The organism is Sphingomonas sp. (genome assembly GCF_039594485.1).
In the GTDB taxonomy this organism is placed as follows: domain Bacteria; phylum Pseudomonadota; class Alphaproteobacteria; order Sphingomonadales; family Sphingomonadaceae; genus Sphingomonas.
The window spans coordinates 36,029-54,424 of sequence record NZ_JBCNNI010000011.1; the positions used below are offsets into that span (position 1 = coordinate 36,029).

17 protein-coding genes and 1 pseudogene are annotated in these 18,396 nt (G+C 65.7%); 13 read left to right on the forward strand and 5 right to left on the reverse strand.

The window, feature by feature from the left end; translation table 11 throughout:
• Positions 1 to 2: 2 nt before the first annotated feature.
• The gene (locus ABDV78_RS07160) at positions 3 to 986 is read right to left on the reverse strand and encodes a xanthine dehydrogenase family protein subunit M (RefSeq protein ID WP_343526679.1); all 984 of its coding nucleotides are present in this window, start codon (positions 984 to 986) and stop codon (positions 3 to 5) included.
• Positions 983 to 1,519 carry a 2Fe-2S iron-sulfur cluster-binding protein gene (locus tag ABDV78_RS07165; protein WP_343526680.1) on the reverse strand — a complete coding sequence of 179 codons (537 nt, stop codon included), beginning with the start codon at positions 1,517 to 1,519 and terminating at the stop codon, positions 983 to 985. Before ABDV78_RS07165 ends, ABDV78_RS07160 begins: the two co-directional genes overlap by 4 nt.
• Positions 1,520 to 1,632: 113 nt before the next feature.
• Between ABDV78_RS07165 and ABDV78_RS07170 the strand changes: the two genes are divergently transcribed.
• Positions 1,633 to 2,631 (forward strand): glycerophosphodiester phosphodiesterase, encoded by a 999-nt coding sequence (locus tag ABDV78_RS07170; RefSeq protein ID WP_343526778.1) that lies wholly within the window; start codon positions 1,633 to 1,635, stop codon positions 2,629 to 2,631.
• 14 nt (positions 2,632 to 2,645) lie between these two features.
• Complete coding sequence (locus tag ABDV78_RS07175) at positions 2,646 to 2,957, forward strand: hypothetical protein (RefSeq protein ID WP_343526681.1); 312 nt, start codon at positions 2,646 to 2,648, stop codon at positions 2,955 to 2,957.
• Here the strand turns inward: ABDV78_RS07175 and ABDV78_RS07180 are convergent.
• Together ABDV78_RS07180 and ABDV78_RS07185 are read right to left on the reverse strand one after the other, a co-directional pair.
• A complete protein-coding gene (locus ABDV78_RS07180; RefSeq protein ID WP_343526682.1) occupies positions 2,936 to 3,661 on the reverse strand; it encodes an alpha/beta fold hydrolase in 726 nt (241 codons plus the stop codon). The two genes, ABDV78_RS07175 and ABDV78_RS07180, sit on opposite strands and share 22 nt — an antisense overlap.
• Entirely contained in the window at positions 3,652 to 4,347 is a 696-nt protein-coding gene (locus ABDV78_RS07185) for a TIGR02117 family protein (RefSeq protein WP_343526683.1), read from the reverse strand. The genes ABDV78_RS07180 and ABDV78_RS07185 overlap by 10 nt, the downstream gene beginning before the upstream one ends.
• A gap of 14 nt (positions 4,348 to 4,361) precedes the next feature.
• Here ABDV78_RS07185 and phhA point away from each other — a divergent pair, with 14 nt between their 5' ends.
• The 11 genes and pseudogenes from phhA to ABDV78_RS07240 all read left to right on the forward strand — a co-directional run.
• Positions 4,362 to 5,234, forward strand: coding sequence for a phenylalanine 4-monooxygenase (gene phhA / locus ABDV78_RS07190; protein ID WP_343526684.1), 873 nt, complete (start codon positions 4,362 to 4,364; stop codon positions 5,232 to 5,234).
• Positions 5,235 to 5,360: 126 nt separating this feature from the next.
• The gene (locus ABDV78_RS07195; RefSeq protein ID WP_343526685.1) at positions 5,361 to 5,936 is read left to right on the forward strand and encodes an ATP-dependent Clp protease proteolytic subunit; all 576 of its coding nucleotides are present in this window, start codon (positions 5,361 to 5,363) and stop codon (positions 5,934 to 5,936) included.
• Positions 5,937 to 6,045: 109 nt separating this feature from the next.
• Entirely contained in the window at positions 6,046 to 6,825 is a 780-nt protein-coding gene (locus tag ABDV78_RS07200; protein ID WP_343526686.1) for a succinate dehydrogenase iron-sulfur subunit, read from the forward strand.
• A 188-nt stretch (positions 6,826 to 7,013) separates the two neighbouring features.
• Entirely contained in the window at positions 7,014 to 8,138 is a 1,125-nt protein-coding gene (gene zapE, locus ABDV78_RS07205; RefSeq protein WP_343526687.1) for a cell division protein ZapE, read from the forward strand.
• Between the two features lie 121 nt (positions 8,139 to 8,259).
• Positions 8,260 to 9,222 (forward strand): malate dehydrogenase, encoded by a 963-nt coding sequence (gene mdh / locus ABDV78_RS07210; protein WP_343526688.1) that lies wholly within the window; start codon positions 8,260 to 8,262, stop codon positions 9,220 to 9,222.
• A gap of 52 nt (positions 9,223 to 9,274) precedes the next feature.
• Complete coding sequence (locus tag ABDV78_RS07215; RefSeq protein WP_343526779.1) at positions 9,275 to 9,577, forward strand: GIY-YIG nuclease family protein; 303 nt, start codon at positions 9,275 to 9,277, stop codon at positions 9,575 to 9,577.
• Positions 9,578 to 9,633: 56 nt separating this feature from the next.
• A complete protein-coding gene (gene sucD / locus ABDV78_RS07220; RefSeq protein WP_042484035.1) occupies positions 9,634 to 10,518 on the forward strand; it encodes a succinate--CoA ligase subunit alpha in 885 nt (294 codons plus the stop codon).
• 130 nt (positions 10,519 to 10,648) lie between these two features.
• Positions 10,649 to 13,627: a 2-oxoglutarate dehydrogenase E1 component gene (locus tag ABDV78_RS07225; RefSeq protein ID WP_343526689.1), complete on the forward strand. Its 2,979-nt coding sequence runs from the start codon at positions 10,649 to 10,651 to the stop codon at positions 13,625 to 13,627.
• Between the two features lie 115 nt (positions 13,628 to 13,742).
• Complete coding sequence (odhB, locus tag ABDV78_RS07230) at positions 13,743 to 14,960, forward strand: 2-oxoglutarate dehydrogenase complex dihydrolipoyllysine-residue succinyltransferase (protein WP_343526690.1); 1,218 nt, start codon at positions 13,743 to 13,745, stop codon at positions 14,958 to 14,960.
• 110 nt (positions 14,961 to 15,070) lie between these two features.
• Entirely contained in the window at positions 15,071 to 16,465 is a 1,395-nt protein-coding gene (lpdA, locus tag ABDV78_RS07235; RefSeq protein ID WP_343526691.1) for a dihydrolipoyl dehydrogenase, read from the forward strand.
• Positions 16,466 to 16,519: 54 nt separating this feature from the next.
• Positions 16,520 to 16,687: pseudogene (locus tag ABDV78_RS07240) on the forward strand (hypothetical protein); the annotation flags it as partial.
• A gap of 189 nt (positions 16,688 to 16,876) precedes the next feature.
• On the opposite strand, the gene pyk reads toward ABDV78_RS07240, so the two are convergent.
• Entirely contained in the window at positions 16,877 to 18,349 is a 1,473-nt protein-coding gene (gene pyk, locus ABDV78_RS07245) for a pyruvate kinase (RefSeq protein ID WP_343526692.1), read from the reverse strand.
• Between the last annotated feature and the right edge of the window lie 47 nt (positions 18,350 to 18,396).

Consider the following 18,396-nt stretch of genomic DNA (forward strand, 5'->3'; position numbering starts at 1 on the left):
GATCAGCCCTCCTGAGTCAGTTCGCGGAGCGTCGCGATCAGCGTGCGGCGCGTGAGCGGAATCTTGAAGTCGTTCGAGCCATGGCCCCTGGCGTCGGCCAGCAGCGCATCGGCGGCGGCGTTGAAGGCCACGTCGGTCGGTGCCTGCCCGACCAGTGCGGCTTCCACCGCCTCGTCGCGCCACGGCATCGGACCGAGGCCGCCGAACGCCAGCCGGGCCGAGGCAATCTTGCCGCCCTCGACCGCGACGATCCCGGCGACCGACACCAGCGCAAAGGCATAGGAGGCGCGGTCGCGCACCTTGCGATAGGCCTGTCGCCCCTTGGGGGCGGGGGGCAGTTCGACATGGGTGATGAGTTCGCCCGGCTCCAGGACATTCTCGATCTCGGGCGTGCTGCCCGGCAGGCGGTAGAAGTCGCCGATCGCGATGCGGCGGCGGTCGCCATCGGGCTTCCGGGTGATGATCACCGCGTCCAGCGCACGCATCGCGACGGCCATGTCGCTGGGGTGGGTGGCGATGCACTGGTCCGAGGTGCCGAGGATGGCGAGGATGCGGTTCTCGCCGCCGATCGCCGAACATCCGCTGCCCGGCTCGCGTTTGTTGCAGGCGCAAGCGGGGTCGTAGAAATAATAGCAACGCGTCCGCTGGAGCAGATTGCCGCCGGTCGAGGCCTTGTTGCGCAACTGTCCCGAGGCGCCCGCGAGCAGCGCGCGCGACAGGACGGGATAATGCGCGATCACGCGGGGATCGGCGGCGAGATCGCTATTGGGCACCAGCGCGCCGATGGTCAGGCCACCATCCTCGCGGTCCTCGATCTCGCCGAGATCCAGGCGGCTGATGTCGATCAGCGTGTCGGGCGTCTCCACCTGCAATTTCATCAGGTCGAGCAGATTGGTGCCGCCCGCGATGAAGCGCGCCCCCGGCACCGCGCCGTCGCGGGTGGCGGTCGAAATCGAGTCGGCGCGGGCATAGTCGAAGAGCTTCATGCCGCGACCTCCCGACCCACATCTTCATTGGGATTGCGGTTGCCTTGCCCGGCCACCTCGCGGATCGCGTCGACGATGTTGGGATAGGCGGCGCAGCGGCACAAATTGCCGCTCATCCGTTCGGAAATCTCCGCCTCGGTCAGCGCGGCATGGCCGAGATCCTCGGTGACATGGCTGGGCCAGCCCTTCGCCACCTCGGCCAGCATCCCGACCGCCGAGCAGATCTGCCCGGGCGTGCAATAGCCGCACTGGAACCCGTCATGCCGCACGAACGCATCCTGCATCGGATGGAGGTTGCCCGGCTGGCCGAGCCCCTCGATGGTGGTGACCTCGTCATCCTGATGCATGACGGCGAGCGTCAGGCAGCTATTGATCCGCCGCCCGTTGACCAGCATCGTGCATGCGCCACACTGGCCATGGTCACAGCCTTTCTTGGAACCCGTCAGCCCCAGATGTTCGCGACACAGATCGAGCAGCGAGGTGCGGACATCGACCTCGATGTCATGCGATTGACCATTGATTGTGAAATGCATCGCGCCATCCCCTTGGGATTACAGTTGGATGAACAAACGCCATGATTTCCTTGCGTTTCCCGTTGCGAACCACTCTCATTGCCGCGTCGCTCATGATCGGGCAGGGTGAGGCGATGTCCGCCGGTCCGTCGAAACCGCTCTCGCCCCCGATCGTCATCGCCCATCGCGGCGCGAGCGGAGAGCGGCCCGAACACACACTCGCCGCCTATGACCTTGCGATCCGCGAGGGGGCGGACGTGATCGAGCCCGATCTCGTGCCGACGAGGGACGGGCATCTGGTCGCCCGGCACGAGAATGAGATTTCCGGCACGACCGATGTGGCGTCGCACCCCGAATTCGCCGACCGCAAGACGACGAAGACGATCGACGGGCAGAGCGAAACCGGCTGGTTCACCGAGGATTTCACGCTGGCGGAGTTGAAGACGCTGCGCGCCCGCGAACGCCTGCCGCAATTTCGTTCGACCGCCTATGACGGGCAATTCCAGATTCCGACGCTGGAAGAGATCATCGCCCTGGCCAAGGAACGGTCGAAGGAACTGGGGCGGACGATTGCCATCTATCCCGAAACCAAACACCCCACCTATTTCGCCGCGATCGGCAAGGGCACCGATGCGCCGCTCGTCGCCGCGCTGGACAAGGCGGGGTGGAAGACCGCCGATGCGCCGGTCTTCATCCAGTCGTTCGAGGTGGATAACCTGAAGCATCTGAAGACCATGACCGGCATCCGCCTGATTCAGCTCGTCGCGGGCGAGGGCGGTCCGGCGGACGGTGCCGCGCCCAGCTATGCCGCGATGATGACGCCCCAGGGGCTGAAACAGGTTGCGACCTATGCCTGGGGCATCGGGCCGGACAAGGCGATGCTGTGGAGCGGCGATGCCCCCACGACTCTGGTGGCGGATGCGCACGCGGCGGGGCTGCGCGTCCATCCCTGGACCTATCGCGCGGAGAATAAATTCGTGCGGCCCACGTTCCGCCGGGGCACCGATCCCAAGGCGCATGGCGATGTCGCGGGCGAGATCGCGGCCGCGCTGGGCCAGGGCATCGACGGATTCTTCACTGATTTTCCGCAAATCGGCGTAGAAACGCGCAACGCCGCGCTGCGCGCTCGCTGAAAGACCCTGTAACCATGCGTAAACTCGTCCTGACCCTCGCCGCCCTGACCATGCCGCTCGCCACCGGAGGCTGTGTGAAGACGGTCACCAGCGTCGTGAAGGCGCCGTTCCAGGCGGCGGGGCAAGTGGTCGACTGGACGACGACCAGCCAGGACGAGGCCGATCGCAATTACGGCCGCAAGATGCGCAAGAAGGAAGCGCGCGAGGGCCGCGAGCGGCGCGAATATGAAAAACAGTGCCGCAAGCATCCCGACCAGTGCCAGCAAGATCAGCAGGGCCAACCCGGCCAGCAAGGCTATGACGGCTATCGCGCCGCCAATGACTGATCGGTGACGGGTGGCCATCCCGCCAGGATGGCCGCCACCGCCGCCAGCACCTGCGGCCGGTGCTGCACCCACAAATGGCTGGAGCGGACTTCGATCGCCGGAGTCGCCTCGTCGCGACAGATGATCCCGGCGACCAGTCCGTCGCTGCGGCTCCAGATCGCGGCGGAGGGGCAGGGGAGCGGCCCCGCGATCGCCGCCGAACGCGCGATCACGCTGGGGTCGTCGATCCGCTCGCCGGTCAGCCGTTCGAAGGCGCGCCAGACATTGGTCGCGCGCGGCGGTCCCGCATAGGGCGAGGAGATGGTGACGACGCCCGCGATCAGATCGGGCCGCGTCTGCGCCACCATCCGCGCCATGATCCCGCCCAGGCTGATGCCGATCAGCGTGACGGGGCCACCATCCGTCGCCAGCGACTCGATCCGGGCGATCAGTCGTCCGGCGTCCGGCCCGACGCTGCGCACCCCCAGATTGCGGCCCAGGCCCCAGCCATGCGCGCGATAGCCCTTGGTCGCGAGATAGCGGCGAAGCACGACGTTCGACCGATCCGTATTGAACAGGCCGGGCAGCACCATCACCGTCCGCCCGTCTCCCGGTGGGGCGGCGGCCAGTTCGGCGCGGTGTCGCCACCAGGTCGCCCCCATCCACAAGGCCCGGGGCAGTTCGGCGGCGCAGAGTGCTTTGGAGGGCGGTGGGATCACAGCCATGGCATCACCGTCCAGGGAAAGGGTGTCCACCACCCCATTCGCAACCCCGCCGCCGCCAGCGCATCCCCGGTCCAGCCATTGCAGGTGTACAGCGCGCTGTACCGCCCCTTCGCCTCGTAAAAGGCATCATAGACGTCATAGCCGGGATAATGCGGCCCGCCTCGCCGCCAACTGGCCTGGATGAAGGCCACCATGCGGCGATAGGCTTCGGGTGACAGGCGGACCATGCGGACATCATTGCCGTTCGCGCGGGGCAGCGGGAGGTGATCGACATGGATCATCGTCCGCTCGCTGCCCAGCGCGGCGTGAAGGATCGTCCCCGCCCGGACATCGCGCCAGTGCGGCGTCTCGCGGAAGAAGCCCGCCTCGCCCCAGCCGATGGCGAGATAGGGAAAGCCCGCATAGCGCGGATCGCGCAGATCCTCCGGCCGCGCCCAGTCGCGCCAGTCCACCCCGGCGGCCTGTTTGGGCACGATGATCGCGGTATGGACCGCACTCGATTCGATGAAGATGGTGACGGCATCCGGTCCGGCGGCTGGCGCCGCGATGGTCGCGCGGGGGATCGCGCCGAACATCGAGCCCGTCGCGAAATAGCAGAGCAGCAGCAGCGCGAAGGACGCCAGCACGCCTCTTGCAACGCTGCCCACGCGTCGCCACGATGTGGTTTCATTTGTCACCATCTTCATGATAGGCTCCGCGAATGGCACAGGATACCCATGTTCTCGCGGCTCCGCCCGAAGGGGCCGGTGCCGACTGGACCATCCCGCAGGGGTGGGAGCATTATACCGCGCAAGATCATGCGACCTGGGATACGCTGTTCGCGCGTCAATCCAAGCTGCTGCCGGGTCGTGCGTCGGAGGCGTATCTGCGCGGCCTCGACGTGCTGAAGCTGTCGCGGCCCGGTATTCCCGATTTCAAGGAACTGTCGCAGCGCCTGATGAAACTGACCGGGTGGCAGGTGGTCGCGGTGCCGGGGCTGGTGCCCGACAACGTCTTCTTCGACCATATGGCCAATCGCCGCTTCGTCGCGGGCAATTTCATCCGGCGGCCGGACCAGCTCGACTATCTTCAGGAGCCGGACGTCTTTCACGACGTGTTCGGCCATGTGCCGATGCTCGCCGATCCCGTGTTCGCCGATTATCTCGCCGCCTATGGCCGGGGCGGTCAGCGGGCGCTGGGGATGGATGCGCTCAAATATCTCGGGCGGCTCTATTGGTACACGGTCGAATTCGGGCTGGTGCGCGAGGGCGGCGGCCTCCGCATCTATGGCGCGGGCATCGTGTCGAGCTATTCCGAAAGCCGTTTCGCGCTGGAGGATCCGAGCCCCAACCGGATCGGTTTCGACCTCGCCCGGGTCATGCGGACCGAGTATCGGATCGACGATTTCCAGCAAAATTATTTCGTCATCCCCAGTTACGAGGAACTGCTCCAGATCACGCTGGAGACGGACTTCGCGCCGCTTTACGCGCAGATCAAGGCGTTGCCCGATATCCCGGTGGCGGAGATCGTCACGGGGGATGAGGTGGTGACGCATGGGACGCAGGACCATGCCCGTGCAAAGGCGGTTTCCTAGGCATCGTCGCGCCGGCGCGGGCCGGGGCCTTTCTCGACGATCGGAAAGGAGCCGCCAGGGCTTCCAGTCTTGGACGGGATGATGGCGATCGGGGAACCTTCGCCCCCGCTCCCGGTTCGCTGCGTCATGCACGACCTGCCCAATAATGCGGTGAACTATCCGCTGCTCGCCCGCCCCCACATCCAGCTTTACGGCACGGTGGATGAGGTGATGTATGCCGGCTTCAAGGACCAGCTCGACGCCGCACCCGCCGAGGGGCCGCTGGTGGTGTCGATCACGACTCTGGGCGGCGATCCAGAAATGGCGCGCGCGATGGGCGACTCGATCCGGCTGCTGCGCGACTATACGGGGCGCGACACGCTGTTCCTTGGCAAGGTCGCGGTCTATTCGGCCGGGGCGACCCTGATGTCCGCCTTTCCCGTCGAGCATCGTTTCCTGACCCGCGGCACGCGCCTGATGCTGCACGAACGGCAGATGAGCGGCAGCATCGACCTGTCCGGCCCGCTGACCAACCTGCCCGTGGTGCTGAAGGCCAAGCTGAACGAGATCGAGCAGTCCGTGCGGATCCAGGAAGAGGGGTTCCGGGCCATCGTCAACGGCTCGAAGGTGACGTTCGAGACGCTTCGGGAAAAGGCGCGCAGCAACTGGTATATCGATGCCGAGGAGGCGCGCGAGCTGGGCCTCGTGCTTGATGTGATCTGAAGCCACGCCTAAATCGGTCAAGACATTTGCGACAAGCGCCCCTGTCATGTATCGGCGGGGGCGATCCTTTGCCGACATGCCTGTCGGCCCATCCAGCGGGTTTGTGACCATGGCCGAATTTGCCCTGCCGAAGAACAGCGTCATCAAGAAGGGCGAAACGCACAGCGCGACCACCTCGGGCCGCATCAAGAAGTTCAAGGTCTATCGCTACGATCCCGACTCGGGCCAGAACCCGCGTTACGACACGTTCGAGGTCGATCTGGACGAATGTGGCCCGATGGTGCTCGACGCGCTGATCAAGATGAAGGCCGAGCAGGACAGTTCGTTGACCTTCCGCCGTTCGTGCCGTGAAGGCATTTGCGGATCGTGCGCGATGAACATCGACGGCCGCAACGGCCTGGCCTGCACCACCGCGATCGAGGATGTGAAGGGCGAGGTCCGCATCACCCCGCTGCCGCACATGGACGTGGTCAAGGACCTGGTGCCCGACTTCACCCATTTCTATGCGCAATATGCGTCGATCAAGCCGTGGCTCCAGACCGTGTCGCCCGCGCCTTCGGGCAAGGAGCGGCTCCAGTCGCCGGACGACCGCGCGAAGCTCGACGGGCTGTACGAGTGCATCCTGTGTGCCTGCTGCTCGACCTCGTGCCCCAGCTATTGGTGGAATTCGGACAAGTTCCTCGGCCCGGCGATCCTGCTCCAGGCCTATCGCTGGCTGGCCGACAGCCGCGACGAGATGACCGGCGAGCGTCTGGACGAACTGGAAGATCCGTTCCGCCTGTATCGTTGCCACACGATCATGAACTGCGCGAATGTCTGCCCCAAGGGTCTGAACCCGGCCAAGGCGATCGCCGAGATCAAGAAGATGGAAGCCGAGCGGATCATCTGATTCGATCGGTTTCGATGGAAACGGGAAGGGGGTCGGAAACGGCCCCCTTTCTGTTTCTGCTCCGATCGTCAGGGCCGTCTCACCCCTCCGGCGCTTACGCGCCTCCTTCCCTCTTGCCATGGGAGAAGGAAGGGTGAGGGGGGATAGGGGTTGACGCGCGGCAGGGCAGGGCAGACATCGACGCCACAATGCCCGACATCCTCAACGCCTATCGCCGCCTGATCGAAGCCGGAGAGCTTCGCCCCGATCCCGAACAGGCCGCCGCCGCCGCCCGACTCGCGCAGCTGGCGATCGAACTCGAAACGCCGCGAAAGACCGGCTTTCTCGCGCGGCTGACCGGCAAGGGTGCGCCGTCCCCCAAGGGCGTCTATCTCTGGGGCGATGTCGGGCGCGGCAAGTCGATGCTGATGGACCTGTTCTTCGACCATGTCGCGGTCGAGGCCAAGCGCCGGGTCCATTTCGCCGAGTTCATGCTGGAGGTTCACGCCCGCATCGCCACCGAGCGCGCCAAGCAGGCGGGCGAGCCGATCGCCCCGGTCGCCGCCGCGCTGGCCGAGGAGACCCGGCTGCTGGCGTTCGACGAGATGATGGTCACCAACAGCCCCGATGCGATGATCCTGTCGCGGCTGTTCACCGCCTTGATCGAGGCGGGGGTGACGATCGTCACCACCTCCAACCGTCCGCCCAGGGACCTCTACAAGAACGGGCTCAATCGTGAGCATTTCCTGCCCTTCATCGCGCTGATCGAGGAACGGCTGGACGTGCTGGCGCTCAACGGCCCCACCGATTACCGGCGCGATCGGCTGGGGCGGCTCGATACTTGGCTGGTGCCCAATGGGCCCAAGGCGACGATGACGCTGTCGGCGGCGTTCTTCCGCCTGACCGACTATCCGGTCGAGGATGCCGCGCATGTGCCGAGCGAGGATTTGAAGGTCGGTGGCCGGGTGCTGCACGTTCCCAAGGCGCTGAAGGGCGTGGCGGTCTTCTCGTTCAAGCGGCTGTGCGGCGAGGCGCGCGGGGCGGCGGACTATCTGGCGATCGCGCGGCGCTTCCACACCGTCATTCTGGTCGGCATTCCCAAGCTGGGGCCCGAGAACCGCAACGAGGCGGCGCGCTTCGTCCAGCTGATCGACGCACTCTACGAACACAAGGTCAAGCTGCTCGCCGCAGCCGACGCCCAGCCTGCCGAACTCTATGAAACGGGGGACGGTCGGTTCGAGTTCGAACGGACGATCAGCCGCCTCGAAGAGATGCGCTCCGAGGAGTATTTGGCCCAGGGCCATGGCTCGGATGAAGGGCAGATCACGCATTAATGCACTTGCGAACTATTATCGTTTAAAATCTTAAACTCTATGGATTAACGGTTGCCCCGACGCCGCAATAGGCGTAGGCCGCGTGACCAATCACGCACGTCCACTACGGAGTAGGATTGGAATGGCTCGCAAGAAGATCGCGCTGATCGGTGCCGGTAATATCGGCGGCACGTTGGCGCACCTCGCCGCGCTCAAGGGGCTGGGCGATATCGTCCTGTTCGACGTCGTCGAGGGTGTGCCCCAGGGCAAGGCGCTCGACCTGTCGCAGTGCGGCCCGGTCGAAGGCTTCGACGCGAACATCAAGGGCTCCAACGATTACGCCGACATCGCGGGCGCCGATGTCATCATCGTGACCGCCGGTGTCGCGCGCAAGCCCGGCATGAGCCGCGACGACCTGCTCGGCATCAACCTGAAGGTGATGAAGGCGGTCGGCGAGGGCATCAAGAACAACGCCCCCGACGCATTCGTCATCTGCATCACCAACCCGCTCGACGCGATGGTGTGGGCGCTGCGCGAATTCTCGGGGCTTCCCGCGAACAAGGTCGTCGGCATGGCCGGCGTGCTCGACTCGGCGCGCTTCAGCCACTTCCTCGCCGAGGAATTCGGCGTGTCGGTGAAGGACGTGAACACCTTCGTGCTCGGCGGTCATGGCGACACCATGGTCCCGGTCCTGGAATATTCGACCGTCAGCGGCATCCCGGTCAGCGACCTGATCGAAATGGGCTTTTCGACCAAGGAAAAGGTCGACGAGATCGTCAAGCGCACCCGTGGCGGCGGCGGCGAGATCGTCGCGCTGCTGAAGACCGGCTCGGCTTTCTATGCGCCCGCCACCAGCGGCATCGCGATGGCCGAGGCGTATCTCTACGACCAGAAGCGCATACTGCCCGCCGCGGCGCACCTGTCGGGTGAATATGGCATCGACAACCTCTATGTCGGCGTGCCCGTCGTGATCGGCGCCGGCGGCGTCGAGAAGGTCGTCGAGGTCAATCTGTCGGACGAGGCGAAGGCCAACCTTCAGGTTTCGGTCGACGCGGTCAAGGAACTGCTCGTCGCCTGCAAGGGCATCGACGAGAGCCTCGCGTAATTTGAAGGAATGACACCGCCCCGGCGAAGGCCGGGGCCCAGTTGGGTTGGCCATGGTGATCGAAGCGCAAGCCTTCGTCTACATCATGGCCAGCGGTCGGAACGGGACGATCTATATCGGCTCAACGACCAATCTGCCGCGGCGCGTATGGGAACATCGCAATGACGTGGTGGCTGGGTTTACGCGGGATAACCGCTGTCATCGGCTCGTATGGTACGAGGTGCATGGCAGTTGGGAAGCGGCGCGGCAACGCGAACTGCGGATGAAGAATTGGAAGCGGCTTTGGAAGCTGCGGGAGATCGAAGGGCTCAATCCCGATTGGGACGACCTCTATGATCGCATCGCACTGCCATAATCGTATCGCAACTGGGCCCCGGCCTTCGCCGGGGCGGACAAGGACGGAACCGACGGATGAGCATCCTCGTCAACAAGAACACCAAGGTCATCACCCAGGGCATGACGGGTGAAACCGGCACGTTCCATACCCAGCAGGCGCTGGCCTATGGCACGCAGATGGTCGGCGGCGTGACGCCGGGCAAGGGCGGCACCGAGCATATCGGCCTGCCGGTCTTCAACACCGTCGCCGAAGCCAAGTCGAAGACGGGCGCCGATGCGTCGGTCATCTATGTGCCGCCGCCCTTCGCGGCCGACTCGATCCTGGAAGCGATCGACGCCGAGATTCCGCTGATCGTCGCGATCACCGAGGGCATTCCGGTGCTCGACATGGTGAAGGTGAAGCGCGCCCTGTCGGGTTCGAAGTCGCGCCTGATCGGTCCGAACTGCCCGGGCGTGCTGACGCCGGGCGAGTGCAAGATCGGCATCATGCCGGGTTCGATCTTCAAGAAGGGCTCGGTCGGCGTCGTGTCGCGCTCGGGAACCCTGACCTATGAAGCGGTGTTCCAGACCTCGAATGCGGGCCTGGGCCAGACGACCGCGGTCGGCATCGGCGGCGACCCCGTCAACGGCACCAACTTCATCGACGTGCTGGAGCTGTTCCTGGCGGACGACGAAACCCAGTCGATCATCATGATCGGCGAGATCGGTGGTTCGGCCGAGGAAGAAGCCGCGCAGTTCCTGCGCGACGAGGCCAAGCGCGGCCGTTCGAAGCCGATGGCCGGTTTCATCGCGGGTCGCACCGCGCCTCCGGGGCGTCGCATGGGCCATGCCGGTGCGATCGTGTCGGGCGGCCAGGGCGGCGCCGAGGACAAGATCGCGGCGATGGAAGCGGCCGGGATCAAGGTCGCGGCTTCGCCGTCGGAACTCGGCTCGACCCTGTTGTCGGTGCTGAACAAGTAAGGCGTATCGCGTCACCCCGGCACACCCGCCGGGGTCCGTGGCGGCAGGCGGGCCGCTCGCGGCTGCGGACCCCAGGCGGATGTGCCGGGGTGGCGATCATGAAGAAGACGAGCGGTCGAGGAAGCGTCTCATGGGCTACGAAGGCCAGGATTTCAGCGATATCGCGGCGGGCGTCAGCCCTGCCTTCATCGAAACGCTCTATGCCAAATATCAGGCCGACTCCGCGTCGGTCGACGCGGGCTGGCGGACCTTTTTCGACGGTCTGGAGCAGGGCGTGGGCGCACCGAGCTGGCAGAACAAGCGCTGGCCGCTGACCTCGACCGACGATCTGACGGCGGGCCTCGACCCAACCCAGATGGAACCGGCCCCGAAGCCCGCCAAGGGTGGCAAGCCCGCTCCGACGGCTGCGGCGGCAGCCCCCTCGACCGCCGACATCGTCAAGGCGGCGGGCGACGCGATCCGCGCGCAGATGCTGATCCGCACCTATCGGGTGCGCGGCCATCTGGCTGCGAACCTTGACCCGCTGGGCCTGTCGGGCCTGCGTGAGCTTCCCGAGGATCTGAAGACCGAATATCACGGCTTCACCGACGCCGATATCGACCGCAAGGTGTATCTCGGCGGCACGATGGGCTTCGAATGGGCGACCATTCGCGAGCTCGTGGAGACGCTGCGCAAGAATTACTGCGGCAATGTCGGCCTGGAATATATGCACATCGCGGATGTGGAGGAGCGCCGCTTCCTCCAGGACCGGATGGAAGGCCAGGACAAGGCGATCGAGTTCACCGTCGATGGCAAGAAGGCCATCCTGAACAAGGTCATCGAGGCCGAGCAGTGGGAAAAGTTTCTCGGCAAGAAATATGTCGGCACCAAGCGCTTCGGCCTGGATGGTGGCGAGTCGATGATCCCCGCGCTCGAATCGGTCATCAAGTACGGTGGCCAGATGGGCGTGCGCGAGATCGTGTTCGGCATGGCGCATCGCGGCCGCCTGAACGTGCTGGCCAACGTCATGGCCAAGCCGCTGCGCGTGATCTTCCACGAATTCGCCGGTGGCTCGGCCAACCCCGATGACATCGGCGGTTCGGGCGACGTGAAGTATCACCTCGGCACCTCGACCGACCGCGAGTTCGATGGCCACAAGGTCCATATGTCGCTGGTCGCCAACCCCTCGCACCTCGAGGCGGTGAACCCGGTCGTGCTGGGCAAGACCCGCGCGATCCAGACGATCGCGGGCGACCTGACCGATCACTCGGCCTCGGTGCCGGTGCTGATCCATGGTGACGCCGCATTCGCGGGCCAGGGCATCGTGTGGGAGTGCCTTGGCTTCTCCGGCATCCGTGGCTATAACACCGGCGGCTGCGTCCACTTCATCATCAACAACCAGGTGGGCTTCACCACCTCGCCGCAGTTCGCGCGCTCCTCGCCCTATCCGTCGGACGTGGCCAAGGGCGTCCAGGCGCCGGTCTTCCACGTCAATGGCGACGATCCCGAGGCGGTGACCTTCGCCACCAAGATGGCGATCGAGTTCCGCCAGAAGTTCCACCGCGACATCGTGATCGACATGTGGTGCTATCGCCGCTTCGGCCACAATGAGGGCGACGAGCCGGGCTTCACCCAGCCGCTGATGTACAACAAGATCCGCTCGCACCCCGGTGTCAGCGAAATCTACTCGAAGCGCCTTGTGTCCGAGGGCGTGGTGGACCAGGCCTGGGTCGACGAGAACATCAAGCAGTACACCACCCGCTGCGAAGGCGAGTTCGAGGCGGGCCAGAGCTACAAGCCCAACAAGGCCGACTGGTTCGCCGGTCGCTGGTCGGGCCTGTCCGCGCCCAAGGAAACCGATCAGGGGCGCCGCAATGTGGAGACCGGCCTCGACAAGAAGCTGTTCGATGCGATCGGCCGCACGCTGACCACGATCCCCGAAGGGTTGCAGGTCCACAAGACGCTCAACCGCGTGCTCGACGCCAAGCGCCAGATGTTCACGACCGGCGAGAATTTCGACTGGGCGACCGGCGAGGCGCTGGCCTTCGGTTCGCTGCTGTCGGAAGGTTACGGCGTCCGCCTGTCGGGTCAGGATTCGGGTCGCGGTACGTTCTCGCAGCGTCACGCGGTCTGGGTCGACCAGACCGACGAGCATAAATATGTGCCGCTCAAGACCGTCGAGCATGGCAGCTTCGAGGTGCTGGACAGCCCGCTGTCCGAATATGGCGTGCTCGGCTTCGAGTATGGCTATGCGCTCGCCGATCCGAAGACTTTGGTGCTGTGGGAGGCGCAGTTCGGCGACTTCGTCAACGGCGCGCAGATCATGATCGACCAGTTCATCACGAGCGGAGAGTCCAAGTGGCTGCGCGCCAATGGCCTGGTGATGCTGCTGCCGCATGGCTATGAAGGGCAGGGGCCGGAGCACTCCTCCGCGCGTCCCGAGCGCTTCCTCCAGTCCTGCGCGGGCGACAATATCCAGGTTGCGAACTGCACCACCCCGGCCAACTATTTCCACCTGTTGCGCCGCCAGATGCATCGCAATTTCCGCAAGCCCCTGATCATCTTCACGCCCAAGTCGCTGCTGCGTCACAAGCTGGCGGTGTCGAAGGCCGAGGATTTCCAGGGCGACAGCCACTTCCGCCGTCTGCTCTCGGACACCAACGGCGCTGCGGACGCGGAAACCACGCGCCTGGTCCTGTGCACCGGCAAGGTCGCATACGACCTGATCGAGGCCCGCGACGCGGCTGGCGACACCACGACGCAGATCGTGCGCGTCGAGCAACTCTATCCGTTCCCGAGCGATGCGCTGGCCAAGCGGATCGCGCGGATGCCCAACCTCCAGGACGTGGTCTGGGCACAGGAAGAGCCGAAGAACAACGGCTACTGGTTCTTCGTCGAGCCGCTGATCGAGGAGTCGCTGGCGGAGGCCGGTGCGAGCGTGAAGCGTGCGCGTTACGCGGGGCGTGCGGCGGCGGCGTCGCCCGCCACCGGCCTGATGAAGCGCCACACCGCCGAGCAGGGCGCGCTGGTCGCCGATGCGCTGGGCCACAATGTCCGCGAGGAAATCCGCCGGACGCGCGCCGAGGGCAGCAACACCACCGCCAAGCCGACCACGGCGGCGGCGGACTGAAACCTATCGAGTTCCCCGGTTCGCGACCGAGCCGGGGAGGGATGAAAATCTGGCGCGGGCGCTTTGCCCGCCCGCGTAAGAGCCCCGGTCGAGAGGCCGGGCGGAGGAAATGGAAATGGCGACTGAAGTTCTGGTCCCGGTACTGGGCGAATCGATCTCAGAGGCGACGCTGGGCGAATGGCTGAAGCAGCCGGGTGACGCGGTGGCGGTCGACGAGCCGATCGCGAGCCTGGAGACCGACAAGGTCTCGGTCGAGGTGCCCTCGCCGGTGGCGGGTGTCATGGGCGAACATGCCGTCAAGGTCGGCGACACCGTACAGGTCGGTGCGCTGCTCGCGACCGTCGATGCGGGTGGTTCGGCTCCGGCCAAGACCGAAGCGGCTGCTCCGGCCGTGACCGCAGCCCCGGCGGCTGCTCCTGCGCCTGCCGCTGACGAGTCGAGCGACTCGCCCGCCGCGCTGTCGCCGTCGGTGCGTCGTGCGGTCCTGGAGCATGGCCTCGACCCCGCGACCATCAAGGGCACCGGCAAGGACGGCCGCATCACCAAGGAAGATGTCGCCGCCGCCGCCGCAAGCAAGTCGAGCGCCCCGGCTCCGGCGGCTGCGCCCGCCGCGGCTGCCCCGGCCGGTTCGGCGCGCAAGGAAGAGCGCGTGAAGATGACGCGCCTGCGTCAGACGATCGCCAAGCGCCTGAAGGAAGCGCAGAACACCGCCGCGATGCTGACGACGTTCAACGACGTCGACATGACCGCGGTGATCGAGGCGCGCGCCAAGTATAAGGACCTGTTTGAGAAGAAGCATGGCGTCCGCCTGGGCTTCATGGGTTTCTTCGTGAAGGCCGCGACGATGGCGCTGAAGGACATTCCTTCGGTCAACGCCTCGATTGAGGGCGATGAGATCGTCTATCACGACTATGCCGATATCTCGGTCGCCGTCTCGGCCCCGAATGGCCTGGTCGTGCCGGTGATCCGCGACGCGCAGGACCTGACGGTCGCGGGCATCGAGAAGACGATCGGCGACTTCGGCAAGCGCGCCAAGGACGGCACGTTGAAGATGGAGGAGATGAAGGGCGGTACCTTCACCATCTCGAACGGCGGCGTGTTCGGTTCGCTGATGTCGACCCCGATCATCAACCCGCCGCAGTCGGCAGTGCTGGGCCTCCACCGTATCGAGGAGCGTCCGGTCGTCGTGGACGGTCAGATCGTGATCCGCCCGATGATGTACCTGGCACTGTCCTATGACCACCGCATCATCGACGGCCGCGAGGCGGTGACCTTCCTCGTCGCGCTGAAGAATGCGATCCAGGATCCGACCCGCATCCTGATCGACCTCTGATCGTTTCGTGACCTATACGGGCCCTCGCAACTGCGAGGGTCCGTCCGTACTGTGTAGAGGCGGGTGCGCCCGCAGGCTGGACCCCGAACGCCGGGGAACGGGAGAGACAAATGGCTGAGTATGACTATGACGTCCTGGTGATCGGCGCCGGCCCCGGCGGCTATGTCGCGGCGATCCGCGCGGCGCAGCTGGGCCTGAAGACCGCGTGCGCCGAATCGCGCGAGACGCTGGGCGGCACCTGCCTCAATGTCGGCTGCATCCCGTCCAAGGCGCTGCTCCACGCCTCCGAACTGTTCGAGGAAGCGAGCCACGGCACCTTCGCCAAGTTCGGTGTCGAGATCGCGGGCGCGACGCTCAACCTCGACCAGATGCACGCCGAAAAGGCCAAGGCGGTCGGCGAGCTGACCGGCGGCATCGAATATCTGTTCAAGAAGAACAAGGTCACCTGGCTGAAGGGCAAGGCGGCGTTCCAGGACGCGAGCACCGTCAAGGTCGGCGACCAGACCGTCACCGCGCGCGACATCGTGATCGCGACCGGATCGGTCGTCACGCCGCTGCCCGGCGTCGAGATCGACCAGAAGGTCGTGGTCGACTCGACCGGCGCGCTGGCGCTCCCCAAGGTGCCCGAGCATCTGGTCGTCATCGGCGGCGGCGTGATCGGGCTGGAGCTGGGCTCGGTCTGGCGGCGTCTGGGTGCCAAGGTGACCGTGGTCGAATATCTCGACCAGATTCTGCCGGGCTTCGACGGCGAGGTCCGCAAGGAATCGGCCAAGCTGTTCAAGAAGCAGGGCATGGAGCTGAAGACCTCGACCAAGGTGACCGGCGTCACTGTCGAGGGCGACCGCGCGACCGTGACGGTCGAACCGGCGGCGGGCGGTGCGGCGGAAACGCTGTCGGCCGATGCCGTGCTGGTCGCGATCGGCCGCAAGCCCAATATCGACGGCCTCAATCTGGACGCTGCCGGCGTGAAGCTGACCGAGCGCGGTCAGGTCGCCATCGATCATGACTTCGCGACCAATGTCGATGGCATCTGGGCGATCGGCGACGTGGCGCCCGGCCTGATGCTCGCGCACAAGGCCGAGGACGAAGGCGTCGCGGTGGCCGAGAACATCGCCGGCCAGACCGGCATCGTGAACCACGATGTCATCCCCAGCGTCGTCTACACCATGCCCGAGATCGCCGGTGTCGGTCTGTCGGAAGAAGCCGCCAAGCAGAAGGGCGAGGTCAAGGTCGGCAAATTCCCGTTCATGGCGAACAGCCGCGCCAAGACCAACCGCGACACCGACGGCTTCGTGAAGGTCATCGCCGACGCCAAGACCGACCGCGTGCTCGGCGTGTGGATCATCTCCAGCCTGGCGGGCACGATGATCGCGCAGGCCGCGCAGGCGATGGAGTTCGGCGCGACGTCGGAAGACATCGCCTATACCTGCCACGCGCACCCGACCCATTCGGAAGCGTTGAAGGAAGCCGCCATGGCGGTGCAGGGCAAGCCGATCCACATCTGATCGGCTGTCACCGGACGGACGAAGGGGGCGGGCATCGCGGGATGCTCGCCCCTTTTGCTATCGAGCGAAGCGCAAGATCGGTCGAGCAACGATCGTCCTGTCGAGGCGAAGGGCGAGCGGATCGAACGCGGCACCATCCCGGGCGGGCACCACTGCGCGGTTCTGCGGGTCGTGGGGCATAGCCATGACCTGGAGCCGGCGGCGATCCATCTCTGTCGCGATTGGCTATCCGCCAGCGGCGAGGAGGCGCGCGACTTGCCCCTTTATTGCCAGCACCTTTCGCTTTCCCCCCGACTTGCCCGCGCACGAAGCGGTCCTGGACCTGTTCCTGCCGCTCAAATGAAAAAGGGCGGCGTGCGCCTGTCGCGCCGCCGCCCCTCGTCTGTCCGCCCGGTGGCCCAGGCTGGGCATTTACACCTCGTCGCTACGGTCCCCGGCATTGGCCAGTTCGTCACCCATGATCCGGGTGACGTGCAGCACATTGGTCGATCCCGGCGTGCGGAAGGGGACGCCCGCCATCAGCACGACCTGGTTGCCGGCCTCGGCGATGCCGTGGCGTAGCGCCATGCGCTTGGACTTGGCGACCATCTCCTCGAAGGATTCGACGTCGCGGGTGTGGACCGCATGGCAGCCCCAGAGCAGGCCCAGGCGGCGCGCCGTCTCCAACTGCGGGGTCAGGACCAGAATCGGCACGGAGGGGCGCTCACGCGCGATTCGGCGGGCGGTCGATCCGCTTGAGGTGAAGCAGATGATCGCCTTGGACGACACGGTGTTGGTGATCCGCGCCGCCGCTCCGGCGAGCGCGTCGGCGGTGGTCGGGTCGGGGGTCATCGCGGTGAAATGGACGCGCTCGCCGTGACCGGGGTCGCTTTCCACCGACACGCCGATGGCATTCATCATCGCGACCGATTCGACCGGCCAGGCGCCCGCCGCCGACTCGGCCGACAGCATGATCGCGTCGGCGCCGTCATAGATGGCGGTCGCCACGTCCGACACCTCGGCCCGGGTGGGCGAGGGGCTCTGGATCATCGATTCGAGCATCTGGGTCGCGACCACGACCGGGCGGCCCATGCGGCGCGACACCTCGACGATCCGCTTCTGGAGCGGCGGCACCGCCTGGGGCGGCAGTTCGACACCCAGGTCGCCGCGCGCGACCATCACGCCGTCGCACTGCTCGACGATCTCTTCCAGCCGGTCGATCGCCTGCGGCTTCTCGATCTTGGCGAGGAGCGCGGCGCGCCCCTTGATGAGGCCGCGTGCCTCCATCAGATCCTCGGGTCGCTGCACGAAGGACAACGCGATCCAGTCCACGCCCTGCTCGACCGCGAAGGCCAGGTCCGAACGGTCCTTCTCGGTCAGCGCCGCCATGGGCAGCACCACGTCGGGGACGTTCAACCCCTTGTTGTTGGACAGCGCACCACCGACCTCGACCAGCGTGGTGATGCTCTGATCGTCATGGAAGGCGACGCGCAGCACCAGCTTGCCGTCATCGAGCAACAGGCGCGCGCCAGGCTCGATCGCGGCGAAGATTTCCTTGTGCGGCAGTTCGACGCGGGTGGCGTCGCCCGGCGTCGGATCGCGATCGAGGATGAAGGTGCTGCCGGTTTCCAGCATCACCTTGCCCTCGGCGAACTTGCCGACCCGCAACTTCGGGCCCTGAAGATCGGCGAGAATCGTGGTCGGGCGGCCGAACCGCTCCTCCAGCGCCCGGATCGCCTTGATGAGCGGGATCTTGGACTGCTGGTCGCCATGGCTCATATTGATTCGGAAGGCGTCGGCGCCAGCCTGAAACAGGGTGGCGATCGTCTCGGGATCGCTGCTGGCCGGGCCAAGCGTGGCGAGGACGCGGACTTTGCGTGAACGCGGTGGGAGGGCCTGGGTCATCTTACATCCTGCTTCTTTGCGGCCTGTGTCCTAAAGCCTAATGCGTT

Bases quoted from the DNA above. Each gene is read 5' to 3' on its own strand.
- ABDV78_RS07215 (WP_343526779.1), top strand. From the start codon at position 9,275: ATGGTGATCGAAGCGCAAGCCTTCGTCTACATCATGGCCAGCGGTCGG.
- odhB (WP_343526690.1), top strand. From the start codon at position 13,743: ATGGCGACTGAAGTTCTGGTCCCGGTACTGGGCGAATCGATCTCAGAG.
- zapE (WP_343526687.1), top strand. From the start codon at position 7,014: ATGCCCGACATCCTCAACGCCTATCGCCGCCTGATCGAAGCCGGAGAG.
- pyk (WP_343526692.1), bottom strand. From the start codon at position 18,349: ATGACCCAGGCCCTCCCACCGCGTTCACGCAAAGTCCGCGTCCTCGCC.
- ABDV78_RS07185 (WP_343526683.1), bottom strand. From the start codon at position 4,347: ATGAAGATGGTGACAAATGAAACCACATCGTGGCGACGCGTGGGCAGC.
- phhA (WP_343526684.1), top strand. From the start codon at position 4,362: ATGGCACAGGATACCCATGTTCTCGCGGCTCCGCCCGAAGGGGCCGGT.
- lpdA (WP_343526691.1), top strand. From the start codon at position 15,071: ATGGCTGAGTATGACTATGACGTCCTGGTGATCGGCGCCGGCCCCGGC.
- ABDV78_RS07165 (WP_343526680.1), bottom strand. From the start codon at position 1,519: ATGCATTTCACAATCAATGGTCAATCGCATGACATCGAGGTCGATGTC.
- ABDV78_RS07200 (WP_343526686.1), top strand. From the start codon at position 6,046: ATGGCCGAATTTGCCCTGCCGAAGAACAGCGTCATCAAGAAGGGCGAA.
- ABDV78_RS07195 (WP_343526685.1), top strand. From the start codon at position 5,361: ATGCACGACCTGCCCAATAATGCGGTGAACTATCCGCTGCTCGCCCGC.
- sucD (WP_042484035.1), top strand. From the start codon at position 9,634: ATGAGCATCCTCGTCAACAAGAACACCAAGGTCATCACCCAGGGCATG.
- ABDV78_RS07175 (WP_343526681.1), top strand. From the start codon at position 2,646: ATGCGTAAACTCGTCCTGACCCTCGCCGCCCTGACCATGCCGCTCGCC.
- ABDV78_RS07160 (WP_343526679.1), bottom strand. From the start codon at position 986: ATGAAGCTCTTCGACTATGCCCGCGCCGACTCGATTTCGACCGCCACC.
- ABDV78_RS07170 (WP_343526778.1), top strand. From the start codon at position 1,633: ATGTCCGCCGGTCCGTCGAAACCGCTCTCGCCCCCGATCGTCATCGCC.
- ABDV78_RS07180 (WP_343526682.1), bottom strand. From the start codon at position 3,661: ATGGCTGTGATCCCACCGCCCTCCAAAGCACTCTGCGCCGCCGAACTG.
- mdh (WP_343526688.1), top strand. From the start codon at position 8,260: ATGGCTCGCAAGAAGATCGCGCTGATCGGTGCCGGTAATATCGGCGGC.
- ABDV78_RS07225 (WP_343526689.1), top strand. From the start codon at position 10,649: ATGGGCTACGAAGGCCAGGATTTCAGCGATATCGCGGCGGGCGTCAGC.